This is a genomic window from Parageobacillus sp. KH3-4 (genome assembly GCF_022846435.1).
GTDB lineage: Bacteria > Bacillota > Bacilli > Bacillales > Anoxybacillaceae > Parageobacillus > Parageobacillus thermoglucosidasius_A.
Genome location: NZ_AP025627.1, coordinates 2,534,846 through 2,560,286 on the forward strand (window position 1 = coordinate 2,534,846; position 25,441 = coordinate 2,560,286).

Genomic DNA, 25,441 nt, shown 5'->3' on the forward strand with positions numbered 1-25,441 from the left:
AGTCCATTTGTCACAGCACCAAGATCAATCACCGTTTTCAGTTTTTGCCCCGCCTTTTTCACTTTTCCTCCGTAAAACTCTAAAGTAAGCAAATTACAGTATTAGTTGAAATACTTTTATTCTAACTTTTGTGTAATGGGCAACCCGCTGAATCCACTATTGTATTTAACAAATATGTAAAAATAATTACACACTTCATATTTTGCAATATGTGTTATAACCAACTTCACCAAATGATTAAAAAGGCAGGAGTCAGGAAAATTCGCTTTCATGATTTGCGCCACACGCACGCAACGATTATGCTTCAATTAGGGGAACATCCGAAAGTCGTCTCTGAACATCTTGGCCATTCATCCATCGAGATGACCATGAACACCTATTCTCATGCTACCACTGACATGCAGCAACAATCATCCGACCGTTTTGAAAGAGCGCTGAAAAAACTTCACGGAGTCAAATAATGCAGTCAAAATGTGGCCAAATGTTAAAAAATACAGCGCAACCCCTTGATAAAACAAGGGTGTTGCGCTAATGTGTTTACATCACCCGCTTAAACATTTTTTCGAGCTCATATGTAGAAAAATGGATAATGATCGGTCGGCCGTGCGGGCACGTAAACGGATCGGTCGTTTTGCGCAATGATTCCAACAGGGCGAAGATTTCGTCATCGCGCAAGTACTCATTCGCTTTTATCGAGCGTTTGCAGCTCATTAAAATCGCTGCTTTTTCACGGAGCTGCTTAATATCGACTTTTTTCATCTCGATGACTTGCTGGATCATTTCTTCAATAATTTCCGCTTCTTCCCCTTTTGGAAACCATGATGGGTGGGAGCGGACAATGAACGTATTGTGGCCGAACGGTTCTAAAAAAACGCCGCATTTCGCCAATTCTTCACGATGCGCATCAATCAGCACATATTCGTCGGCCGGATAATGGAACGTAAGCGGAACGAGCAATTCCTGCACTTCGTTTGTTACTTCCCCAACTTTTTCGCGAAAATATTCGTACTTAATGCGCTCTTGGGCGGCGTGCTGGTCAATGATGTAAAGCCCTCTCTCGTTTTGCGCCAAAATGTACGTTCCGTGCATTTGTCCGATTGGATAAAGCGGCGGAAGCCGGTCATTCACGCGCGCTTGTTCTCGTTCGGCTGATTCCGTCTTCTCGCTCGTCTCAACCCGTTCCTCATCCGCGCTATTTTTTGTTGCTTCCGCTTGCGGCGGCAGCGGAGGGAGTTCTTCCTTCTGTTCTTCCGCTTGACTCGGTTGTTTCGGTTCCTCGACATGAATGAGTGGAGAAACAATTGGCTCTTTCACGACATGTTCAAACGTCCAAGTTGTCTGTTCCGCTTTTAGTTTTGGCGTTTCTTTTGGCTTGGCGGTCATCTCGGGAATAAGCGTCCGCGCTTGAAGCGCCTGGCGGACGGCTTGGGTGACGAGCTCATTTAATTCGGCTTCTTTGCTGAAACGTACTTCCAATTTCGCCGGATGGACGTTGACATCGACTAAAATCGGATCCATCGTCACCGATAAAAGTACAATCGGATAGCGGCCGATCGGCAAAAACGTATGATATCCCGCTTCGATCGCTTTCATGAGCGGAACGTTGCGCACATATCGCCCGTTGACGATCGTGGACATGTAGTTTCGCGACGCGCGCGTCACTTCTGGAAGCGAAATGAAGCCTTGGACAGTGAAATCAAGCGATTCCGCTTGAATCGGAATCATTTTTTTCGCGACATCCATGCCGTAAATCGCGGCAAGCACATGGCGCACATCACCGTTTCCACTCGTATAAAGCAGCTGCTTCCCGTGATGGCGCAAGCGAAACGAAACGTCAGGATGCGCCATGGCAAGGCGATTAATGACATCGGTGATATGCCCAAGCTCCGTATGAATCGTTTTCATATATTTTAAGCGAGCCGGTGTATTAAAAAACAAGTTGGATACGGTAATATCCGTCCCTTTGCGGCTTGCTGTCCGTTCGCGTTTGACGAGTCTGCCGCCTTTGAAGACAACCCGCGTTCCCGGACCATCGCCGGTGCCTGTCTTCATTTCGACTTCTGAGACGGAGGCGATGCTCGGCAGCGCTTCGCCGCGAAAACCAAGCGTGCGGATGCGGAACAAATCATGCTCGTCCTTAATTTTGCTTGTCGCATGCCGCTCAAATGCGATGAGACAATCATCTTCTTCCATTCCATCTCCATTATCGATGACGCGAATTTTCATCAGTCCCGCTTCTTCTAACTCAATTTCAATGATGGTGCTATTCGCGTCAATCGCGTTTTCCACGAGCTCTTTGACGACGGAGGCAGGGCGCTCGACGACTTCTCCTGCAGCGATTTTATTGGACAGCTGGTCGTCGAGCTTATGAATTTTTCCCATCGCTATGCCCCCTTTACTTTAATAGTTTTTGAATTTCGTATAATTTATTTAACGCTTCAAGCGGTGTCATTTCCAATAAATTGACGGACCTTAGCGCCTCGAGCGCCTTTTTTTCCTTTTTCGATAGACGGGATTCTTCTTTGGAAGGCTTTTCTTCGGCAAACATGCTTAGTTGTTCAAAGGCCGCTTCGTTCTTGCCGCTCGGCTCTTCTTTTTCTTCTTTCCGCTGCTCTTGCTGCTCAAGCTCCGCCAAAATTTCTTGAGCGCGTTGAATGAGGGAGGAAGGAAGGCCGGCAAGCTCGGCGACGTGAATACCATAGCTTTGGTCGGCCGGCCCTTCTTCAATTTTGTGGAGAAACACGACTTTTCCGTTTTCCTCGATGGCGCTCACATGGACGTTTTTCAGTTTCGGAAGCGATTGCTCCAGATCCGTTAATTCGTGATAATGTGTGCTAAACAACGTTTTCGCGCCAATATGGTCATGAATGTATTCGATGATCGCTTGCGCCAGCGCCATCCCATCGTACGTAGACGTGCCGCGCCCGATTTCATCGAACAAAATGAGGCTGTTTTGCGTTGCGTGAACGATCGCATTGCGCGCTTCGAGCATTTCGACCATAAATGTGCTTTGCCCCGACACTAAATCATCGGCAGCGCCGATTCTCGTAAACACTTGATCAAAAATCGGGAGCACTGCTTTATCTGCTGGTACAAAACAGCCGATTTGCGCCATGATGGCAGTAAGGGCAATTTGCCGCATATACGTGCTTTTTCCGGACATATTCGGCCCCGTAATCAACAACAGTTCCCGTTCTTTATTCATATAACAATCGTTCGGCACATATGTTTGCGCCCCAAGCACTTTTTCCACTACAGGATGGCGGCCCGCTTGAATGACAAGCTCCCGATGATCGGAAAACTGCGGTTTCACATAATGGCGCTCTTCGCTGACGGTCGCAAACGACTGCAAGACATCAAGCTCGCTGATTGCTTTCGCCAACGATTGCAGACGCGGAATATATTGTTTGACTCGTTCGCGAATGTCGACAAACAATTCATATTCTAGTTCAATGCTTTTTTCTTCCGCTTCTAAAATAAGCGCTTCTTTTTCTTTTAATTCCTGGGTAATAAAACGCTCGGCGTTGGCAAGCGTCTGTTTCCGCTCATAGCGCCCTTTCGGCAATAAATGAAGATTCGGCTTTGTCACCTCAATGTAATAGCCGAACACGCGATTATAACCGATTTTCAACGATTTAATTCCGGTTAGTTCTCGTTCTTTGCTTTCCAACTGGGCAATCCACGATTTTCCGTTGCGGCTTGCATCGCGGAAACGGTCGAGCGTCTCATTATACCCGTCTTTAATGATGTTGCCTTCTTTTACGGATAACGGCGGATTTTCTTGAATCGACCGCTCCAACAGATCGACAAGCTCCGAACATGGGTCGAGTTTGTCGGCAAGCTGCTGCGCTTCGTCATCGGAAAGATTTGCGACAATATCTTTTAGCGCAGGAATTTGCTGAAGCGATTTTTTGAGCTGAATTAAATCGCGCGCGTTTACGTTTCCGTAGGCGACACGGCCGGCGAGGCGCTCGACGTCGTACACTTCACGGAGGCGTTCGCGCAGCTCTTGGCGCTCGAAATAGTGATGAATCAATGTTTCAACCATATGCAAGCGCCGTTCAATTTGTCCGCGGTCCAAAAGCGGGCGGTCGAGCCATTGCTTCAGCAATCGTCCGCCCATCGCCGTCACCGTTTCATCAAGCAGCCACAAGAGCGAGCCTTTCCGCCCTTTTGAACGGATCGTCTCGGTTAATTCCAAATTCCGCTTCGAATACAAATCGATTTTCATATAGTGGTCAACTTGATACACTTGAACGGGCTGCATATGATCAAGGCGCCGCTTTTGCGTACGAATAATGTAATGAAGGAGGCGGGCAAACGTGATTTGCAGCTTGTCCTGTGCAAGCCCGCTGGCAATCGCCGCAAACCCTTCCGGCATTTCCGTTCCGTCTTCGTACGAGATCGTCACCCCATATCGTTCTTTCAATAGCTGTTGCTCGTCGCTTGGAAAATCGCTGGCAAGGACAATTTCTTTTGTCCCAATCGCATACAGTTCGTTCATCACGTCTTCAAAGGAGGCAAGAATCGTGATGCGATTTTCCCCCGTTGATAAATCCGTATATGCAAAACCGTACGTGCCGTCAGCAAACATGGTCACCGTCGCCAAATAGTTGTTTTCCTTTTCAAGAAGCCCTTTTCCCTCCATCACCGTACCAGGAGTAATGAGCTGGACGACTTCGCGGCGGACAACGCCTTTTGCTGTCTTCGGATCTTCGACTTGCTCGCAAATCGCCACTTTATATCCTTTTGAAATCAACTGTTCAATATACCCTTGCGCTGAATGATATGGAACACCGCACATCGGCACCCGCTCTTCGCCGCCGCCATCGCGGCTTGTCAACGTAATTTCCAGTTCCTGCGCCGCTTTGATGGCGTCATCAAAAAACATTTCATAAAAATCACCAAGACGAAAAAATAAAAAGGCATCTGGATATTGTGCCTTAATGTCCAAATATTGCTGAATCATTGGCGTATATTTTGCCATCGTTCTCCTCCAACCTTTACAAATCTACGTTTCTTTTTCTCCATGCAAAAAAGGAACGAACCGTTCTTTCTCAACGAAATAATCATCGGCGTTTCCATCCGTGCATCGCCTTCGAAACAAAACAGCCAAAAAAATCTTCGCGATCTCCTCATCGACATTATGTATCTAGTTCCGAACCACTTATAAATTTAATGAATCGATAATCGTTCCAACATGTTTCATTATAACATATTAAAAAAGAAAAAGAGAAAGTTCAATGATAACATCGCTAAAGCATGAGAAGCAGTCTGGATTCATATTTTCCCCTATTTAATCCGGCGAGCATAAAAACAAAAACAGACGGCGGTTAACAGCCGCCGTCTGTTTTTTCATTTCGCCTGCGGAAGCGGGCGCTTTAGCCATTCTTTATAAAACGTATCGATATCAGGTTCGAAATCTTTGATGACCGGATACCAAGGCGTCACTGCTTCCACCTCAAGCTGGGTTGCACAACCAGGGCAATAATACTCACGGAACACCTGCCATTCCGGATCTGGCGCCATCAATTTTGGATACAGTTCCGCCAATTTTTCCTCCGTATCGCGAACATAGATGAGCGCATGAAGCTTCCAGTTGTCGCTTGCCTCGCAAAATTCATGCCCGCAATCGCATTTTACGATGCGCCGGCCATCCGGCTTTTGAACAATGTAGAGATGAAGCCCGGCCGGAAGCAAAATCGGATCATCCCACGGCACTCTTTCTTGCAGGATGCTGATATATTTGTCAAACCGGTCAACGTCTTTAAAATTGGAGAGCATTTCTTTTAATTTGAAAAAATCTATCGTGCCGTCAATTAATTCCTCTATCGTCTTGCGATCGTATTTATCATACTTTTCCATGTTTTCACCACCTCATCTCATTTTATTAATTTTTGCGCCAAAGACTGGGATGCCTAGTTCATCTTCCGTCAATTTCCAATCCTCCGGCAAGTTCCAGAACAGCTTAAACTCATTGTAAAACTTTTCACTTAACGCGAAAGTGCTCGCATACATGTGACGCACTTGTATCGCTGCTTCTTTATTGATAATTTTCTTTCTTTCCTCGTCCATCCATTGTTTTGTCGGCACCCCCCGCTTCAGCCGCTCTTTTCTTATTTCCTCCCGGCGTTTCATCGTTGCTTCTTCATCAACGATATATCTCCCTTTTTCATCTTGGGTGAAAACTGCTCCATAAACACTTTCGGCAAAACGCGGGAGGATATGGCCTTCGTTTAAATCATCTTCAATCATTTTCGGTTTCCGCTCTAGCGGATCGCCGAACCCTGGGCCCCCGCGCAAATAGTTCAAATATAAATCATAGTTTTCAAAAATCGTTTCCGTCGTAATCGCCTGCTTATCACGGATAATTTCTTTTGCTTCCATCAGTTTTTCATATTGCGGATCATCCGGGTCAGGATCACCGCCAGTTGGAATCGGCAGTTTCTTTTCGATCCGTTCTTTTAAGTTCGTGCCATGGGCCTCAAAACGGTATCCCGATGCAGCCGGATAACCGCCCATCAATCCGCAGTCACTCGACACGTAACCGTTCCCCATGAAAAACATCGTCCAGTCTTTTGCCCCATACACCATTCTCAACGTTTCATAGCCGTTTCCGCCACGGTATTTCCCATGGCCGCCTGTATTTGGTTTAATGCTTCTTCCGAGATAAATGAGCGGTTCTGCCAGCTCCCAGATTTCCATGTCGCCCATATCGCCTTCCGGATTCCAAATCGCCGCGGCGTGGCTGATCCCGTCTCTTACCGCGCTTGCTCCAACACCTTCAGCGGCTGACTCGAAGCTGTTGACGGCATGGTTTTCATTGAACTGGTTGTAGCCGCCGCCCTGCAGCCAGTTGGATGTATTAGCGTTTCCAGCGTTGACTTCTTCGAGATAGCCGCGGGCGAAATAATTGCGGCTGAGCCCACGCCATAACGGGCTCCACGCAGATACAAGGAAATGCCATGCATAGCTGTGCGCGGTGCGAATATCGTCTGGGTTTAGCCATGAACCGTATGGCAAGTCAAACTTGCTCGCATAATATGCACCGTCATTGACCCGGTCGTTTGGGATAAGCGTTTGCGACATCATAACCCAGATTCCACTCGTAATCGAAACCGGCGTTGCGTTATAACTATGCCAACCCCATCGATTAACCCCTTCAAAGTCGATTTCAAACTTGCCGTCCTTGTGAACGATTATCTCCGTCGGTGCGTGCATGATCGTGTTGACACGAGCATAAGGAGGGACATCCAGATTTTTGTACGGTACGTCAACAAAGGAAACTTGACGGTATCTGCCTGGAATAAGCAGCGTTTTTACTTGGTTGATAAAGCCGCGGCGCCCTTCTTCGATCACTTCGCGGATAAATTGTTTATACGTATCGACTCCTTCTTCTTTTACAATATCAAGAACAAGATCGCGGATCATATGACATCCGGCTATGCGAGTCCGTTCATCAAGCAGCCAGTACTTGGTAGTACGGACCGAGCGCTGGCTTTCAATTAACCAGTCTTTTAGCAGTGTATCATTTTTCCCAATTTTGCGGCAGGCTACCTGATAACCGTCATCGTAACGGGTGACCGGACCGACCGTCATGCTTCCAGGCGCTGTTGCGCCAACATCGATAACGTGAGTAACGCCGCCGACCCAGCCGATCAGTTCTCCTTCGTAGAAAATCGGCACGATTGTATGAACGTCACACGGATGGACGTTTCCGATCTGGCAGTCGTTGTTGCAGAAAATATCGCCATCTTCAATGCCAGGGTTTTCTTCATAATCATTTTTAATCATAAATTTGATGGCGGCACCCATCGTGCCAACGTGAATGATGATGCCGGTGGAAGTAACGATAGAATCGCCTTCAGGAGTGTAAAGCGTAAAACATAATTCACCTTCTTGCTCGACAATCGGCGATGCGGCAACTCTTTTCGCCGTTTCCCGCGCGTGTACCACACCGCCGCGCAGTTTGGAAAAGATTTTTTCATAACGGATCGGATCGCTTTCTTTCAGCGGAAGTTCTTTCAATCCCGCGTAATGTCCAGTCAGCTGGCTAAGCCGGTCGATTTCCTCCCGCATTTCTTTGAGTGTTTTTCCATTCCACCCGATCGTTTTGCGTTTTTTCACCTCTTTTATGTTCATCGCCATCTTCAACTCAACCTCCTTTTAAATTTCTCGCAAATGGAAAATGCGATGCTGGTCAAGATATGTTTCAAATCCTGGCGGAATGACAAATGTCGTAGCCGGAGACTCAATGATGGAAAACGCTTTAATTTTGTTGCCCGGCTTCAGTTTTTCCATTTCCCAAATATCCGCTTCGATCCATTTGCCTTTCCAATACACTCTGCGCTTGCCAAGGAACGCTTCTTTCGCTGGTGTTTCACCCGCAAACGGCTCTACTGGGATTTTCGGTTTCGGCACTTCAACGATTCCCCGAACGATCGCGCCTGTGATGCTGTAACCGAGCTCTGGCGATTTCGCTGCTTTGGCGTAAACTCTTGTATATGTGTCTTCGAACGCATTTACAAGTTCATTCCAGTGACCTACATTTTTGAATTCTTTGATCGGTGCTTCAATTTCCAAGTCGTTTAATTGCCCTTGGTACTGCATGCGGAAATAAAGACGGAAATCAACGTCTTCTCTGCTGAATTGGCTTTTTTCGAATTCAGCTGCGACTTTTTCCTTTAGCTCATCCCATGCGGCCTGCAGTTCTTTTCCCGCTTTTAATTTGTCATCTTCGCTGGCACCGTTATTAACGTTAATATCGAGCGTTTTATCATAACGGTATTCGAAATCCGCCGCACCACAGCCGAACGCAGAAAATCCTGCTGCCCACGCCGGCACAAGCACATCTTCAAAACCAAGGCCTTTCGTATAACCGGCGGTATGTAATGGTCCGCCGCCTCCATATGAGAAACATACATACTGGGACGGTGAATACCCTTTTCCTAAAATCATCGATTCAAGATAGTTGCGAAGCTGCGATTCAAGCAAGTCGATGACACCGTATGCCGCATCTTCGACAGATAATCCGAGCGGATCGGCGATCTGTTTTTTAATCGCTTCGTATGCACGCTCTGGATAGAGCTTGACTTCCCCGCCCAGAAAATTATCCGGATTGATCAATCCAAGAACAACATGGCAATCTGTGACCGTTACCGTGTCTACGCCGCCTTCTGGATAACAGACACCGACTTTCGATCCAGCACTGTCCGGACCAAGTGTTAACGATTTAAAGTTTGGATCGATCCGCACATAGCTTCCAGCTCCTGCACCGACGGTATCCATGGCGACAAGCGGAAGTGAAAGCACAAGACGGGCCATATCTGGACTTGTGTTGATGCTTAAGTCCCCCTGGGTAATGAGCGCCATATCAAAGCTTGTTCCTCCAATATCCGAACAAGCGATGTTGCGGATGCCAAGCTGTTCCCCAAGGTATTTCGCGCCGATGACGCCGCCGATCGGACCAGAAACAAGCGTTCTTGCCAATTCGTTCGCCCGCGTGCTAATCGTTCCGCCATGGCTTGCCATCACACGCAAATCAAAATTGGCGCCATGCGCTTTTAACATGTTGTTGATTTTGATAAGCGTTTCGCGCGAAGGATCGGCCGCATACGCCTCAATGATCGTCGTATTCGTCCGGTGCGACTCTTTTCTGACTGGATAATAATCAACCGACGCAAACACAGGAACTTCTTTTCCAACTTTCTTCATGACTTCTTTCGCTATATCTCTCACTCTCCGCTCATGATTAGGATATTTGTAAGAGTGGAGCAAACTAATGACAATAGCTTCCACATCTAGTTCGAGAAGTTCCCTTACAGCTGGTTCTACTTCATGTTCATAAAGCGGAATGACAACGTTGCCAAATAAATCGACTCTTTCCGTTACACCTCTTGTCAACTCCCTCGGTACAAGAGGAGGATCATAACGGTGAGTGTTTAAATGCAAGCGATCTGAATAAGAATAACCGAGGTATGCTTGGATCGCCCGACCCATCCGGTGAAAATCTTCCATGCCCTTGTTAACGATCAGGCCGACCCGGCGCCCCTTTCTTGAAACGAGCCGGTTCAGCATCGCGGTTCCCGAATAGACTCCGGCAAGCAGTTGCGGAAATTGCTCTTCAACCGTTGTGTCCCAGTAAGCAAACGCATCCTTTGCGGAGTTTAAGAGGCCTATCGATTCGTCTTCCGGTGTGGATTGCGCCTTCCCGACGACAAACTCTCCGTTTTCATCGATGATGAATGTGTCTGTCATCGTCCCTCCGGCATCAATTGCAAGAATTTGCGCCTTTCTTTTTACCGCTGTTTTCATTTTTTCATCCCCTTCCTACATGTTATCGTGATATTTTATAAGAAAATGGCTATAAACGATAGATCCGGAAAGCAGGCTAGAAGCTTAATGCCAAACTGGATCATAAGATGGAATTTTGGACATATATGACCTTTTCATGCCACCACTACTCTTCGGTCGTCACAAAGCAATCTGTACAAAAAATTTGTGTTCGATCTTACCCTAAGCTAAACATCATCACCTCCTTTAATGGATGGATATTGACAAAAGAGATGATCATAGAAGTGGCAATTTTATTATTCTTACAAAAAAGAAATAGTAATTTCCAAATGCAGAAAGCAATGATTTATAAAACATCAACAAGTAAAATATATAATTTTTGGAATAAATAAACATTTAAAAGCCAACGAATAGCCAAAATCATTGTGGATGCATTGGAACATCAAAAAGTTCAGCAAGCGGAAACGTTGCTTTGTTCAGTGGAACAGCAGAAGGATAATATGTCTGACGTTAAATCAGAAGAACGCTGAGGCAATTCAATGAGTGTGGAAGCGTTGCTTCAATGACTAAAACAACTAGAGAACACCAAAACATGTTCCATCAAAAGCGCCTTTTGTCTCTTCAATCTCTAGCTTTTTCTGGAAAACAAGAGATAAATTAATTTGTATGACCTTTTATTCTATCGATCCACAATTAATACATCTTATTTGTTAAATAGAATAACACATATAAATATACATGTCTACAGAAAATTTAATATTTTTATTATTTTTTTAATTTTATTAATATTAAAAAATAACAAGCATGATTAAGTCCAGGATTTTGTTTTTCCCAAATCCTAAATTCGCTGAACCGAGAAAGAAATTTTACAAAATAAATCAGGACCTGGATCATAAATATGATGTAAACTTTGATATAATATTCAAGATGTGCTAGATGGTAGCAAATTAAACCTCATATATTTCCAACATAAAAACTAGGAAGGTCTTCCTTCCTAGTTTTTACTCTTCATCATCAAGAAGCAAATCTGGGCTTAAATCTTCCAATTCTTCATCAAGTTCATCGTATTCGAAATCATCGTCGCTGCTGCGGCCTTCCGGGTTGATCGCCACGTATAATTTCGTTTCTCCGATAACTTCGGCAACAAATTCCCGTTCTACATCAACAACGATTTTATTTCCGTTTGGCGAAATGGTGCATTCCAAGCAGTTCGGCTGCTGGATGACGCGGACGATAATATCTGTATCATCGTTAATAATGTCGTCATTGTCGCGATATTTTAATTTCACGGCATCCGTGTAAGAGACGGTTTCCGTAACAACTTCTGTTTTTGTGTTGTTGTTGTACGAATACCAAACGTTAATGTCATAGTTTCCATGGATTTCGACCGTTTTATCGCTTTTTTTCGCGTCATAGCGATGGTTAATAATCCAGCACCCTAAAATGCTTGATGGCCGATTTGGGGGCGTAACTGTATGCGTCGATTGCGTAAATTTACGGCCTTTCCCGACAACCGCTTTTGTAATAATTTCTCTGTATTCAGACATACGAAAAACCCTCCTCAAATGAATCTTCTTCATTTCATCCTATGCATGACTTCGCCTAATGTGCACATAAGTTGATGAATCATTCCCTTATAGTTCATTGTATGCGTGGGGTTCGTATGATGTGCCTACTTTTTCGACCATAAAAAAAGACGCCCTTCCCTCAACAAAGGACGTCTCCTTTTCTTTCCTTTTCTTCTCTCTTTTTATTAATGGCAGCCGCCGTTTCTGCTATAGCGTATTTGCGCGCCCGTCTCGCCGCGCAATACGTCGCCGCCTGTAGATGCGATAATCTCATCGGTCACTGTATTGGAAATGGTAGAAGCAACAAGTTGGAGAAGATCGTTCACTTCCATTTGCGACTGCTGGAATTCGTTTACAATCGGAATTTGCGAAAGTTCTTCATAGATGTCGTCAATTTGTTCTTCTACTTTTTTCAGCGCTTCGTATTTCCCGTAATGTTTTAAATTTACCGCCTGTTTTTGCAGCGATTTAATTTGCGCGATCATCGCGCGCACTTTTTCATTTTGGTGTATTTTTTCTTCCGCGCGTTTAAAAAAATCAACTTCTTCCGTCTCGGCAATCATTTTTGCCAGTTCTTTCGCCTGTGCTAAAACTTCATCACGCGTATATTTGGCCATCTTATTTCACCTCGATCGCTTCTTCTACCATTTCCCCGTTTAATGTCCACGTTTTCGCCTCGGTAATCCGTACTTTCACTAGTTTGCCAATCGCCGACTTTGGACCGGTGAAATTGACTAGTTTGTTTTTTCGCGTATATCCGGCAAGGACATCAGGGTTGTTTTTGCTTTCTCCTTCCACTAATACTTCGACAACTTTCCCTTCATATTCCTTCATTTTTCTTGCCGAAATTTCATTGACAAGCGCATTCAACCGGTGCAAGCGTTCTTTTTTCACTTCCATCGGCACATTGTCAACCATTTTCGCTGCCGGTGTGCCTTCACGCGGCGAATAAATAAACGTATAAGCAGAATCAAATTCGACCTCGCGGTATAACGACAACGTCTCTTCAAATTGTTCTTCCGTTTCGTTCGGGAATCCGACAATAATGTCCGTCGTTAATGCAACGTCTGGAATCGCCGCTTTAATTTTGCGAACAAGCTCTAAATATTCCTCGCGCGTATATTTCCGGCCCATTAACTTCAATATTTCCGTGCTGCCTGATTGCACCGGCAAATGAATATGTTCGACTAAATTGCCGCGTTTGGCGAGCACTTCGATTAAACGATCGTCAAAATCGCGCGGATGGCTAGTCGTAAAACGGATACGTGCAATATCAATTTTTCGGAGTTCGTCCATTAAATCGCCAAGGCCGTATTTTATATCCGTGAAATCTTTTCCGTAGGCGTTGACGTTTTGGCCGAGAAGCGTAACTTCTTTATATCCTTGGGCGGCGAGATGGCGCACTTCTTGGATAATGTCTTCCGGACGGCGGCTTCGTTCTTTTCCGCGCGTATACGGAACGATACAGTACGTACAGAACTTATCGCAGCCGTACATAATGTTTACCCATGCTTTAATGTTGCCTTTGCGCGCTTTCGGAAGATTTTCGATGACATCGCCTTCTTTTGACCATACTTCGACAACCATTTCTTTTGACATATATGCTTCATGCAAAATGTATGGCAGGCGATGGATGTTATGCGTGCCGAAAATCATATCAACATATTGATATTGTTTCAAAATTTTATTGACGACCGATTCTTCTTGCGACATACAGCCGCATACGCCAAGGAGCAAATCTGGATTGTCTTGCTTAAGCTGCTTTAAGTGACCGATCTCGCCAAATACTTTGTTTTCCGCATTTTCGCGAATCGCGCACGTATTTAATAAAATGACATTCGCATCTTCCGGGCGGTCAGTTGGCTCATATCCAAGCTCCATAAAAATTCCTGCCATGACTTCCGTGTCATGTTCGTTCATTTGGCAGCCGTATGTGCGAATGTAAAACTTGCGGCCGTTGCCCATGCCGCGGAATTGTTCTGGGATTGTGAAATCTTTATAATATTTCACTTCTTCTTTTCCGCGCTTTTTCGCTTCTTTTAGATTTGGCGGAATAAATACGCTCGTAAAATACTTTTCATAATCTTTGCTCGTTTTTTTCTTTAGCGCATCCAAAGCGGATTTTTTGTCCGTTGGATGATCCATTGTTTGAATTTGCCCTGTTTGTTCTAAACGTTGTTTTTCGTTCATAACAATCTCCTTTCTATTAAGAACTGCAAGAAAAAATGTTTTTCTCACAACATACACATTACCATAGTATATAATTCAGAACAAATTTAAACAATACTTTTCTTGTTCCGTTTTATACGGAACATGTTATCATAACAAAATCACTCCCAACTAGGCAATACCTAATTGGGAGTGAATCATTTCCAAATTACATAAATTCAGAAACTAATTCTTCGAATTTCTCTTTGCTTAAGCGAAGGTCTGCTTCCGTAAGCGGTGTTTCACTGTAGCCGTGAAGCAATTCTTGATACGATTTTTGTTCTTTGTTTTGGTAAATAAGCCCCGTTACTAGTCCTTTATATTTCATCACTGTTTGCATCGCCATGGCGCGGTCAGACGGATCATATCCTTCGATGTCGTTGACTTTCACCAAATTTTCTTTAAACCAGTCGTATGTGTTTACCTTATTATACGTTACACATGGACTGAATACGTTAATAAGCGAGAATCCTTTATGTTTGATTCCTTCTTCAATTAAGCTTGTCAATTCTTTTAAGTCGCTGGAAAAACTTTGCGCGACAAACGTTGCGCCGGCGCTTAGGGCGATTTCCATAATCGAAAGGGCCGGTTCGACAGATCCTTGCGGGGTGCTTTTCGTTTTAAAACCGACATCACTTCGCGGCGATGTTTGCCCCTTTGTCAAACCGTAAATTTGGTTGTCCATCACAATGTACGTAATATCGATGTTGCGGCGAATCGCATGAATCGTATGCCCCATGCCGATCGCAAAGCCGTCGCCGTCGCCGCCGGCGGCAATGACCGTTAAATCGCGGTTCGCCATTTTCACGCCTTGAGCAAGCGGTAGCGCGCGGCCGTGAGTGCCGTGAAATCCGTACGAATGAATGTATCCGGAAATACGGCCCGAACAGCCGATACCAGAAATAACTGCTAATTGGTGCGGTTCAAGCCCGATGTTTGCTGCAGCGCGTTGGATCGCAGCCTGAACGGAAAAATCGCCGCAACCCGGGCACCAGTTTGGTTTTACATCATTGCGAAAGTCTTTAAACGTCGCCATGCTTATAACAACTCCTTGCATTTTGTATAAACTTCGTTCGGCAAAAATGGGTTGCCGTCATATTTCAAGACATTAGCAATTTTTTCAGCATGTCCAACATTCATTTTAAGAATGTTTGCAAGTTGCCCTGTTGCATTTTGCTCAACGACGACGACTTTTTTCGCCGCTGCAACAAGCGGCAGCACTTCTTCCGTCGGGAACGGATGAAGAAGGCGGATATGCGCATGATTGACTTTTACGCCGTCCTGTTCGAGCCGCTCGATCGCTTCTTCGATCGCGCCGCGCGTAGAAATAAAACCGACAATCAACAAGTCCGCTTCATCGTGTTTCACATTTTTATGAACTGGCGTGTTGAATTTAATATGTTTTAATTTGCGCAGCCGTTTATCCATCTGCGCTTTTCGGTTTGCCGCGGCTTCAGACGGAGTTCCTGTCTCCGCGTGCTCCACTCCCGTCACATGATGAATGCCGTTTGGCGTTCCCGGAAGCACGCGTGGAGAAATGCCATCTTCAGTGACTTCGTAACGTTTAAAATTACCTTTTTTCTCTAGTGGAGGAAGTTCTTCTGTTACTAGTTTGCCGCGGCGGATTTCGATTTTATCGTACTCTAACGGTTCGACCGTCTGCTTGCCAAGGGAAAGCTGCAAATCAGACAGCACGATGACCGGGCATTGATATTCTTCCGCAAGGTTGAACGCTTCTGCCATATCGTAAAACGCTTCTTGCACCGTGCTTGGCGCCATCACGATTTTTGGAATCTCGCCATGCGTGCCATAAATCATCGCCATTAAGTCCGATTGCTCTTGTTTTGTCGGCAAACCTGTACTTGGACCGCCGCGCTGTGTATCCACGATGACAAGCGGTGTTTCTGTCATTCCGGCAAGCCCGATCGATTCCACCATAAGGGAAAGACCTGGACCCGCAGATGCCGTGAACGCCCGCACTCCAGCGTAGTTAGCGCCAATCGCCATCGTGCATGCGGCTATTTCGTCTTCTGTTTGAATGACGGCACCTCCTAGTTCCGGAAGTTTTTTAATTAAATATTCCATGATTTCCGAAGCTGGAGTAATTGGATATGCCGCCATAAAACGCGCTCCTCCGGCTATCGCCCCTAAGGCAATCGCGTCGTTGCCGATCATAAACATCCGCTTTTTGCCATCCGCTTTTGCTAACTTCATCGTTTGCATGCGATCGCCAAGCTGTTCTTTCATATATTGCGCTCCAGCGCGAAGTGCTTCCATATTTTTTTCCACTACTTGCTGGCCTTTTCTTCCAAAAATTTCTTGCACTACTTCTTGATATGCGCTAATATCAATGTCAAGGACTGCGCTTGAGGCACCGACAGCGACCATGTTTTTCATGAGCGATGTGCCTAAATTTGTCGCGATATCCGTAAATGGAACGGCATACAACGTTACATTTCGGTCTTCCGGAATCGTTGGATTAAATTTCGCGTCAGCGATCACGATCCCGCCATCGCGAAGTTCATGAAAATTAAAATCAATCGATTCTTGGTCAAACGCTACTAATATATCAAGATCATCGGCAATCGAACGAACTGGTGTCGTGCTTACGCGAATTTTGTTGTTCGTATGCCCACCTTTGATCCGCGAAGAAAAATGGCGGTACCCATATAAATAATAACCTAGACGGTTTAGTGCAATGGAGAAGATTTCACCGGTACTTTCGATTCCTTCTCCCTGCTGCCCTCCAACTTTCCATGAAAGCTGATGAATCATTGCTTACACCCCTTTAAGTTCGGTCAAAAATTACAATTATAAGTGTAGCATTTTTCCGATAAAATCACTAGACTTTAAGACAATGATTTTTGCAAAAATTTTAGCATATGAAAATATTGTATCCAGCCATTTCGTTCTAGATAAAAAAGCAGCTGCGCTTATCGCAGCCGTCACGAATACATTATTTTTTTACATTACTGCGGCAAATGATCGTAAAAATTGCGGAATAAAAACCATTCCACTTCTTCTTCCGAATAATGTTTTTGCAGCTCGTTCACCAAATTTGCGTAACATCTCGCATTTTCCAGACCTTTTACCGTTTCTTCCGTCCCATCAAAATCGGAGCCAAACCCAACGTGTCTCGCTCCCCCGAGCGAACAAACGTGCTCTAAATGGCGGAGAACGTCAGAAATCACCGCTTTTTCGCTCTCTTTCGTCAAAAAATATGGAACGAACGTAATTCCGATCATCCCGTTTTTCTCTATCAATGCGCGAATTTGTTCGTCGCGCAAATTGCGGGGATGCGGGCAGAAACGATATGTATTAGAGTGGGAAGCAATCGGAAATTGCGCGATTTCTAATACGTCCCAAAACGCTTTTTCCGATAAATGGGAAACATCGACCCAACGTTTCGCTTCGTTAAGATACCGTACGACTTGTTTCCCAAATTCTGTCAATCCAGCCCCGCGCTGTTCCCATGACCCATCCGCTACGGCGTTTGCCCAATTCCACGTAAGCCCGACAGACGAGACGCCAAGGCGAAGCAGCGTTTTTAACTTCACAATGCTTGTCCCGATCGCATCGCACCCTTCGAGCGTCAGCATCGCACCAATTTCATTTTCTTCCAATGCGTCAATATCCCGTTTGGAACGGATGAATTTCATCGACGGAAACCGGCCAATGATTCGCTCAAAAAAGATATCGATCATTTCTAGCGCAACCGTAAAGCGTGCTTCTTCCGGAACGTTTTCCGGAATGTAAATGGCGAAACATTGGACTTTCACTTTCGCCTCTACCAGCGCTGGAAACGTGACATGAAGATGTTGGCCGTTTTGAAACGATAAAGATCGATCCATCCATAATTTCATTAAAGCATCACAATGTGCATCGAAAATCATAAAACTCCCTCCGCGCTAAAGCAAAAATAACCTGCTTGCCTCCCATTCAGGCTCAAGCAGGTTATATTCCTGTTATGAATGTTAACGGTTAACGAGGCTCTACGATTAATTTAATCGCCGTACGCTCTTCCCCATCAATGATGATGTCAGTAAACGCAGGAATGCAAATAAGGTCCATGCCGCTCGGTGCCACAAACCCTCGTGCGATGGCTACTGCCTTAACGGCTTGGTTTAATGCACCTGCACCGATCGCTTGAATTTCGGCTGCCCCGCGTTCGCGCAATACCCCGGCAAGTGCACCAGCTACAGAGTTAGGATTCGACTTTGCTGAAACTTTTAATATTTCCATTTCTAGTTCCTCCCTCATTCCTTAAAAATTCTTTACAAAAATAGTTCCATTGTTACTATATTCACTGTTTTGGAAAGTATTCCTGCTATCTTCATAAATATTTTTGAAAATTACTAAAAAACGGATTATTCAAAATAAGGATAGTCATCATTGATGAAAATCCGTTCAATTTTATTGGCCCGTCCCGTTTTCGCGTCAATATCAATGAGCACAGCGTTCAATTGGCTTCTCCCTTCTTTCACTTCAAAGCGGACAGGCAACGACGTTAAAAATTTCCGCAATACCGCCTCACGATCTACTCCTAAAATTCCGTCATACGGGCCAGTCATCCCAACATCCGTAATGTATGCCGTCCCTTTTGGCAAAATGCGGGCATCTGCTGTTTGCACATGCGTATGCGTGCCGACAACCGCGGACACCCGCCCGTCCAAATACCATCCCATCGCTTGCTTTTCGCTTGTCGCCTCCGCGTGAAAATCGACAAAAATCATTGGCGTGCGTCGAGATGCTTCCTCGATAAGCTCGTCCGCTTTTTTAAACGGACAGTCAATGGGCGGCAAAAAGATTCTTCCTTGCAAGTTAATAATGGCCACTTCCATATTCTCGACTTGCACGTATACGATCCCTTTCCCCGGCACTCCTTCGGGCAAATTGGCTGGTCGTATCAGCGCCTTGGCATCATCGATAAATTCAAAAATATCGCGTTGATCCCATGCGTGATTGCCTAGTGTCACGACATGGACGCCTTGTTCGAGAAACGCGCGATAAATTTTTTCCGTAATACCTTTCCCCCCTGCCGCATTTTCCCCATTAATGACGATCACGTTTGGTTTATGCTTTTCTTTTAATTTTGGCAAATATTGTTCTACCATTTTTCTTCCTGGAGAACCGACAACATCGCCGATAAATAATAATTTCATTATATATCCCTTTCTAAGCTGAAATATAACTAGTTCAAGTTTGTCATAAAATATAAAAAAAATAAAGTGGCGATGCCGCCACTTTATTTTGCATATTCGACCGCTCTCGTTTCACGAATAACGGTAATTTTAATATGACCTGGATAATCAAGCTCTTCCTCGATCCGTTTGCGGATCTCCCGCGCCAATCGATGCGCTTCTAAGTCATCAATCGCATCTGGTTTCACCATAATGCGCACTTCCCGTCCTGCTTGGATCGCATATGATTTTTCCACACCTTCGTATGATTCAGCGATTTCCTCCAATTTTTCAAGACGGCGAATATAGTTTTCCAGCGTTTCGCTGCGCGCTCCCGGTCTTGCCGCCGAAAGGGCATCCGCTGCCGCGACAAGCACCGCAATGACGGAAGTCGGCTCCGTATCGCCGTGATGGGAAGCAATGCTGTTAATGACAACTGGGTGTTCTTTATATTTTGTCGCTAATTCCACCCCGATTTCCACATGGCTTCCTTCTACTTCATGGTCAATCGCTTTGCCAATATCATGAAGGAGGCCGGCGCGTCTTGCCAACATTTCGTCTTCTCCCAGTTCCGCCGCCATCAAACCAGCTAAAAACGCCACTTCCACCGAATGCTTCAAAACATTTTGCCCGTAGCTTGTCCGGAATTTAAGCCGTCCTAAAATTTTGATCAAATCCGGGTGTAATCCGTGAACGCCAACTTCGAACGTCGTCTGTTCGCCGACTTCACGAATATGCTCATCCACTTCCCGTCTTGCTTTTTCCACCATTTCCTCAATTCTTGCCGGATGAATGCGCCCATCTTGAACCAATTTGTCCAAGGCGATTCTCGCCGTTTCTCTACGGATTGGGTCAAATCCCGATAAAATAACCGCTTCCGGCGTATCATCAATAATTAAATCGATGCCGGTGAGCGTTTCAAGCGTACGAATATTCCGGCCTTCGCGGCCAATGATCCGCCCTTTCATCTCATCGTTTGGCAAATTAACGACAGATACAGTCGTTTCGGCAACATGATCAGCCGCACAGCGCTGAATCGCCAGCGATAAAATGGCTTTTGCCTTTTTATCCGCCTCTTCTTTTGCGCGTGTTTCAGCTTCTTTCACCATCACCGCAATTTCATGAGACAGTTCTTTTTCCACGCGTTCCAAAACGATTTGCCGCGCTTCTTCGCGCGTCAATCCGGAAATTCGTTCCAGTTCCATTTGTTCCTGTTGAACGAGTTCTTCCACTTTGCTTTCCATTTGTTCAATATGTTGTTGTCTTTTATTAAGTGCGTCTTCTTTCTTTTCTAAAAGCGCCTCGCGTTTGTTCAGCGCTTCATCCTTTCGATCCAGATTTTCCTCTTTTTGCAGCAAGCGATTTTCTTGTTTTTGCAATTCGCTTCTTCGATCGCGAATTTCGCGTTCCACTTCTGTGCGAAGTTTGTGAATTTCATCCTTTGCTTCAAGAAGCGCTTCCTTTTTCAGCGCATCAGCTTCTCGTTTTGCTTCTTCAACGATTTGATTTGCTGCTGCTTGTGCGCCGCCAATTTTCGCTTCCGCAATGGATTTTCGAACAAAAAAGCCAACAACGGCACCGACAACTAAAGCAAGCAAGACAAGCAAAGCGGAGATGATGATGGAACTCATTTCTTTCACCTCCTCTTGCTATAAGCTAATTGTTACGAAATGACTGTCAGCAGTACGCAACGTACAACGTACAGTATTTCTTACTGGCATCGAAATCAGCAACACATATAATCCGCCCATGAACTGAACTGGTGTACGGCTGAAGCCGATAAAGCGAGAATGTTCTTCACTTTTGCGCAAACGCGCTCCCATTCTGCCAAATGTCCCATACAATAAACACCATAATTGGTGTTTAACGTCCAGTTGGCTCAATCCAAAATTTTTCTTTTATGGCGCGTAACGCTTTGTACATGAGCCATTTTTAGCTAGCCGGAGTCACGGACGTTCAAGGTTGATTATTGTAAAATATACATGTTAATTTTAAAGGTGGCAAATTTTATTGTCAAGATATAGCAAGTTTCTCCCTGTAACAAACGAAAATATATAAAAGATAATAAAAAAAAGAGAGGAAACAACCGTTTCCTCTCTCGTTTATTCTTCCAAAAGTCCGAATTCCTCCTGTTGTGACCCGTTTGTATCACTAGAACTTGAAGGAGACTCAATCCCGTAATGTTTGCGAATTTCTTGGGCAATTTCTTCAGCGATATGCGGATTCTCCTTTAAAAACTGTTTTGCATTTTCGCGGCCTTGACCCAAGCGCTCGTCTTTATACGAATACCAGGAGCCGCTTTTTTGCACGATATCTAACTCTGACGCCATATCAATAATTTCGCCTTCGCGGGAAATTCCCTCTCCGTACATAATATCTACGTCAGCCGTTTTAAATGGAGGGGCAACTTTATTTTTCACGACTTTAATTTTCGTTTTATTTCCAACCATATCGTTGCCTTGCTTGATTTGTTCGGCCCGGCGCACTTCTAGACGGACTGAAGCATAAAATTTTAACGCGCGACCGCCTGGAGTTGTCTCTGGATTTCCGAACATCACACCGACTTTTTCGCGAATTTGGTTGATGAAAATCGCGATCGCCTTTGATTTATTAATCGCTCCTGATAATTTGCGCAACGCTTGCGACATGAGGCGAGCCTGCAAGCCAACGTGAGCGTCGCCCATTTCCCCTTCAATTTCCGCTTTTGGCACGAGCGCCGCGACAGAGTCAATAACGATAATATCGACCGCACCGCTTCTTACCAGCGCCTCGGCAATTTCCAGCGCCTGCTCTCCTGTATCCGGCTGGGAAAGTAGCAATTCATCAATGTTCACGCCTAATTTTTGCGCATACACCGGATCAAGCGCGTGCTCTGCGTCGATAAACGCGGCTTGCCCTCCTTGTTTCTGCACTTCGGCGATCGCGTGGAGCGCCACCGTTGTTTTCCCGGAAGATTCAGGCCCATATATTTCAATAATGCGGCCACGCGGATATCCGCCAACACCTAAAGCGATATCGAGCGCAAGCGATCCGCTTGACACAGTGGATATTTTACGATCTGTTTGCTCTCCAAGTCTCATGATTGAGCCTTTTCCAAATTGCCTTTCGATCTGTTTTAACGCCTGTTCCAAGGCAGCTTGACGATCTTGATTCACCAACAAACTCCTCCTTTTTCTTGACTACTTATACTATACCGTTTTTTAAGGTGGTTGCCAAGAAAAAAATCGAACGTTCATTCGTTTTTCTAATGGCGGGAATAGAAAAATTCTCCTTTGGCGGTGAAAAAAAAAGCAGTGAGGACAACGAGGGGGGAAAGACAGCTACGAACGTGCAGCTGCCAATGTTTTTAATATAATGGAGCAGCCGTGTTTCGCAGTGCGAATGCGAATCGCATCACGCTGGCCGGATAATGCGAGGGCGTAGACGTCTGTTTTATTTTCAGAGGTGGAAATACCAATATATACGGTACCGACTGGTTTCCCTTCAAGCGGGTCCGGTCCTGCCACGCCTGTAAAACTAATGCCAATATCCGCATGGCAAAGCGTGCGGACATTTTCCGCCAACAGCTTTGCGCAGCGTTCGCTTACCGCTCCGTCGGTTGCCAACACAGAAGCGGGAACGCGAAGAACTTTCTCCTTTACTTCATTGGCATAGCAGACGACCCCGCCGCGAACCACTTGGGAAGCGCCGGGAATGGCCGTTAATTCCGTTAAGAAAAGCCCGCCAGTGAGGCTTTCGGCAGCCGCGATCGTTTTCTTTTTTTCCTTCAACATCTTCACGGCATTTTTAAACAGCGTTTCATCGTTGTAGCCATAAAAATAGCGGCCGACGCGCGCTAAAATCGCTTGTTCGGTTTTATCAAGAAGCTTTTTGGCTTCGATTTCAGAATGGTGTTTCGCTGTCAAGCGCAGCGTTACTTCCCCATCGCCGGCAAGAGGGGCAATCGTCGGATTTGACTGTTGCTCAATAAGATCTTCGATTTCCGTTTCAAGCTGCGATTCACCGATTCCGAAAAAGCGTAGCACACGCGATTCAATGCGCTCATGGCGGTCAAGCTTCTCCATTAAGAACGGGCGGCCGTATTTGATGAACATCGGCTGCATTTCCTTTGGCGGACCAGGGAGAAGCATGTACGTAATCGAATCGATCGTCATTGCCATTCCAGGCGCCATTCCGTGTTCGTTTCTCAATACAGTGGAGCCTTGCAATACAAGCGCCTGCTTTTTATTGTTTTCTGTCATCGTTCGGCCTGTGCGGGCAAAATACGCTTCGATGGAATGAAGCGCTTCCTTGTCAATGACAAGCTCTCGCCCCAATAGGCGGGCAATCGTCTCTTTTGTTAAATCATCTTTCGTTGGACCAAGTCCGCCTGTGAAAATAATTAAATTCGCCCGTGTTTGTGCCACTTTTACCGCTTTTTCCAGACGGGCAGCATTGTCGCCTACAACAGTATGAAAATATACGTTAATGCCAAGTTCGGCGAGCTGGGCAGATAAAAACTGCGCATTCGTGTTAGCGATCTGCCCAAGCAACAATTCGGAGCCAACAGCGATAATTTCCGCGTTCAATGAAAGCGCCCCCTTTGTTTGGGTCAAATCTTAAATTTGGAATCTAACAAGCTTGGACCATCAAAAAACTAAATCTTTATACAATCTTTTGTTTGGCTGTGCGCGTATTTCCGCTATTTTGAATGCAAGAAAACATGTTTATTTTTGGCGAAATAATCCCAACCAGACCAAATCGTAAACACAACTGCCACCCAAAGTGCTAAATCAGCAAACGGAAATGAAATAAAAGAAAAAGGAAAATTATGCAACAGAAGAGCGGAAATCGCGACAATTTGCGTCCAAGTTTTAATTTTGCCAAGCATGTTGGCAGCCATCACTTCCCCTTCGCCGGCAAGCACAAGCCGAAGCCCCGTAACGGCAAACTCACGGCTGATGATGACAATCGCCATCCATGAAGGCGCGTAATGAAGCTCAACAAGCACAATGAGCGCCGCAGAGACAAGCAGCTTATCAGCGAGCGGGTCCAAAAACTTTCCTAAATTAGTCACAAGCTGATATTTCCGGGCATAATATCCGTCAATCCAATCGGTTGTCGAAGCGATGATGAAAATAAGCGCGCCGATAAGGTGGGCGATTGGCAGCGTTTCTGTTCCAATTCTCACGCTGCCCCACCCAAACGGGACCAACATCACTATTAAAAATAACGGTATTAGCATAATTCGTGCCACTGTTATTTTATTAGGCAAATTCACTGTGAATACCTCCGCTGCTAAACATGTAAAAGCATCATCTCATAAAAGACGATGTTACGATTTTTTAAAGACAAATTTCAGTTTTTGATATACTTCGTCTTTCGGGTCGATTGGATAAGCGAAAGGTTGTCCATTTACTTTTATATCGACATCGAGCGTTCTGCCGATTTTGACAAACACTTCCGTCTCCGCCGATAAATCGAACGTTTGCGTTTGCCCGTTCGCTAAATTTCCTTGGAAAAAGGAATGACCTTTTGTATTATACACTGCTACCCACGAGGTGCCTTTCGACGTCAATTCAATGACAAATTTATCCGTATTCGTCAATTCGATCGTCGATAAATTTCCGCTTTTTTCTACAACTGTAAGCGTAGAATCCGAAGAAGGAGATTCTTTCGTTTCTTGTTGTTTTTTCTTATTTTCTTGTTTTTTCTCTTTTTCTTCCTTCGCAGCCTTTTCAAGCGGAGAGTTTTTCGGGCGTTCCACTTCTGTCGTCGTATCTCCCACAATCTGACTGCCCGATTTATTTCCTGCGTCATGTTGCTGCAAAAGCAACCAAATCACGATTGCGATGCCGACGATCACCGCGGCAATAAGCAATTTTGGCAGCAAATCCACCCATTTCGAACCTCTCGGTGAAATTTGTTGCCGCGTTTTTACTCGCGATAATTGTTGCGGAATTTCTTCTTGATACGATTGCGGAATATCTTGCTTATACTCTTCAAATATTTCTTCCGGATCAAGTCCGACTGCCTCGGCATATTGTTTAATGAACGCTCGAACATAAAAATTTCCCGGCATAATCGCATAGTTTCCTTCTTCAATGCCGATTAAATAGCGCTTCTGAATTTTCGTCATCTCTTGCAACTCGTCCAAACTAATGTTTTTCGCTTCTCTTGCTTCCTTTAAACGTTTACCTAGTTCCGTCAACG

18 protein-coding genes and 1 pseudogene are annotated in these 25,441 nt (G+C 45.2%); 1 reads left to right on the top strand and 18 read right to left on the bottom strand.

The genetic code is table 11. The annotated features are described in order from the left end of the window. Positions 1 to 224 precede the first annotated feature (224 nt). Positions 225 to 461: pseudogene (locus MWM02_RS12780) on the top strand (tyrosine-type recombinase/integrase); the annotation flags it as partial. Positions 462 to 537: 76 nt separating this feature from the next. Here MWM02_RS12780 and mutL read toward each other — a convergent pair. The 18 genes from mutL to MWM02_RS12870 all read right to left on the bottom strand — a co-directional run bounded on the left by mutL (position 538) and on the right by MWM02_RS12870 (position 25,439). Beyond that, on the bottom strand, positions 538 to 2,382 hold the full coding sequence (gene mutL / locus MWM02_RS12785; RefSeq protein ID WP_244402181.1) for a DNA mismatch repair endonuclease MutL: 1,845 nt from the start codon (positions 2,380 to 2,382) through the stop codon (positions 538 to 540). Between the two features lie 13 nt (positions 2,383 to 2,395). After that, positions 2,396 to 4,987, bottom strand: a complete 2,592-nt coding sequence (gene mutS / locus MWM02_RS12790; RefSeq protein WP_064550956.1) for a DNA mismatch repair protein MutS — start codon at positions 4,985 to 4,987, stop codon at positions 2,396 to 2,398. A gap of 368 nt (positions 4,988 to 5,355) precedes the next feature. Continuing rightward, positions 5,356 to 5,865 carry an acetone carboxylase subunit gamma gene (locus MWM02_RS12795; protein ID WP_064550957.1) on the bottom strand — a complete coding sequence of 170 codons (510 nt, stop codon included), beginning with the start codon at positions 5,863 to 5,865 and terminating at the stop codon, positions 5,356 to 5,358. Positions 5,866 to 5,877: 12 nt separating this feature from the next. Continuing rightward, positions 5,878 to 8,148 carry a hydantoinase B/oxoprolinase family protein gene (locus tag MWM02_RS12800; RefSeq protein WP_244402182.1) on the bottom strand — a complete coding sequence of 757 codons (2,271 nt, stop codon included), beginning with the start codon at positions 8,146 to 8,148 and terminating at the stop codon, positions 5,878 to 5,880. 18 nt (positions 8,149 to 8,166) lie between these two features. Continuing rightward, positions 8,167 to 10,314, bottom strand: a complete 2,148-nt coding sequence (locus tag MWM02_RS12805; protein WP_244402183.1) for a hydantoinase/oxoprolinase family protein — start codon at positions 10,312 to 10,314, stop codon at positions 8,167 to 8,169. A gap of 980 nt (positions 10,315 to 11,294) precedes the next feature. Then, the gene (locus MWM02_RS12810; protein ID WP_064550960.1) at positions 11,295 to 11,840 is read right to left on the bottom strand and encodes an outer spore coat protein CotE; all 546 of its coding nucleotides are present in this window, start codon (positions 11,838 to 11,840) and stop codon (positions 11,295 to 11,297) included. A gap of 206 nt (positions 11,841 to 12,046) precedes the next feature. Beyond that, complete coding sequence (locus tag MWM02_RS12815; protein ID WP_064550961.1) at positions 12,047 to 12,478, bottom strand: YlbF/YmcA family competence regulator; 432 nt, start codon at positions 12,476 to 12,478, stop codon at positions 12,047 to 12,049. 1 nt (position 12,479) lies between these two features. Then, entirely contained in the window at positions 12,480 to 14,051 is a 1,572-nt protein-coding gene (gene miaB, locus MWM02_RS12820; RefSeq protein ID WP_064550962.1) for a tRNA (N6-isopentenyl adenosine(37)-C2)-methylthiotransferase MiaB, read from the bottom strand. A gap of 187 nt (positions 14,052 to 14,238) precedes the next feature. Next, positions 14,239 to 15,105 (bottom strand): 2-oxoacid:ferredoxin oxidoreductase subunit beta, encoded by an 867-nt coding sequence (locus MWM02_RS12825; RefSeq protein WP_244402184.1) that lies wholly within the window; start codon positions 15,103 to 15,105, stop codon positions 14,239 to 14,241. A 2-nt stretch (positions 15,106 to 15,107) separates the two neighbouring features. Then, the gene (locus tag MWM02_RS12830) at positions 15,108 to 16,844 is read right to left on the bottom strand and encodes a 2-oxoacid:acceptor oxidoreductase subunit alpha (protein WP_244402185.1); all 1,737 of its coding nucleotides are present in this window, start codon (positions 16,842 to 16,844) and stop codon (positions 15,108 to 15,110) included. A 194-nt stretch (positions 16,845 to 17,038) separates the two neighbouring features. Next, on the bottom strand, positions 17,039 to 17,962 hold the full coding sequence (locus tag MWM02_RS12835; RefSeq protein WP_244402186.1) for a dipeptidase: 924 nt from the start codon (positions 17,960 to 17,962) through the stop codon (positions 17,039 to 17,041). 88 nt (positions 17,963 to 18,050) lie between these two features. Next, positions 18,051 to 18,311 (bottom strand): stage V sporulation protein SpoVS, encoded by a 261-nt coding sequence (spoVS, locus tag MWM02_RS12840; protein ID WP_003251598.1) that lies wholly within the window; start codon positions 18,309 to 18,311, stop codon positions 18,051 to 18,053. A 125-nt stretch (positions 18,312 to 18,436) separates the two neighbouring features. Beyond that, positions 18,437 to 19,231 (bottom strand): TIGR00282 family metallophosphoesterase, encoded by a 795-nt coding sequence (locus tag MWM02_RS12845; protein ID WP_064550966.1) that lies wholly within the window; start codon positions 19,229 to 19,231, stop codon positions 18,437 to 18,439. Between the two features lie 83 nt (positions 19,232 to 19,314). After that, the gene (rny, locus tag MWM02_RS12850) at positions 19,315 to 20,880 is read right to left on the bottom strand and encodes a ribonuclease Y (RefSeq protein WP_064550967.1); all 1,566 of its coding nucleotides are present in this window, start codon (positions 20,878 to 20,880) and stop codon (positions 19,315 to 19,317) included. A gap of 471 nt (positions 20,881 to 21,351) precedes the next feature. Next, positions 21,352 to 22,404: a recombinase RecA gene (recA, locus tag MWM02_RS12855; protein WP_064551284.1), complete on the bottom strand. Its 1,053-nt coding sequence runs from the start codon at positions 22,402 to 22,404 to the stop codon at positions 21,352 to 21,354. Positions 22,405 to 22,569: 165 nt separating this feature from the next. Beyond that, entirely contained in the window at positions 22,570 to 23,817 is a 1,248-nt protein-coding gene (locus tag MWM02_RS12860) for a competence/damage-inducible protein A (protein WP_244402187.1), read from the bottom strand. Between the two features lie 113 nt (positions 23,818 to 23,930). Then, positions 23,931 to 24,509: a CDP-diacylglycerol--glycerol-3-phosphate 3-phosphatidyltransferase gene (gene pgsA / locus MWM02_RS12865; protein ID WP_064550969.1), complete on the bottom strand. Its 579-nt coding sequence runs from the start codon at positions 24,507 to 24,509 to the stop codon at positions 23,931 to 23,933. 54 nt (positions 24,510 to 24,563) lie between these two features. Further along, a complete protein-coding gene (locus tag MWM02_RS12870; protein WP_244402188.1) occupies positions 24,564 to 25,439 on the bottom strand; it encodes a helix-turn-helix domain-containing protein in 876 nt (291 codons plus the stop codon). Positions 25,440 to 25,441: the final 2 nt, after the last annotated feature.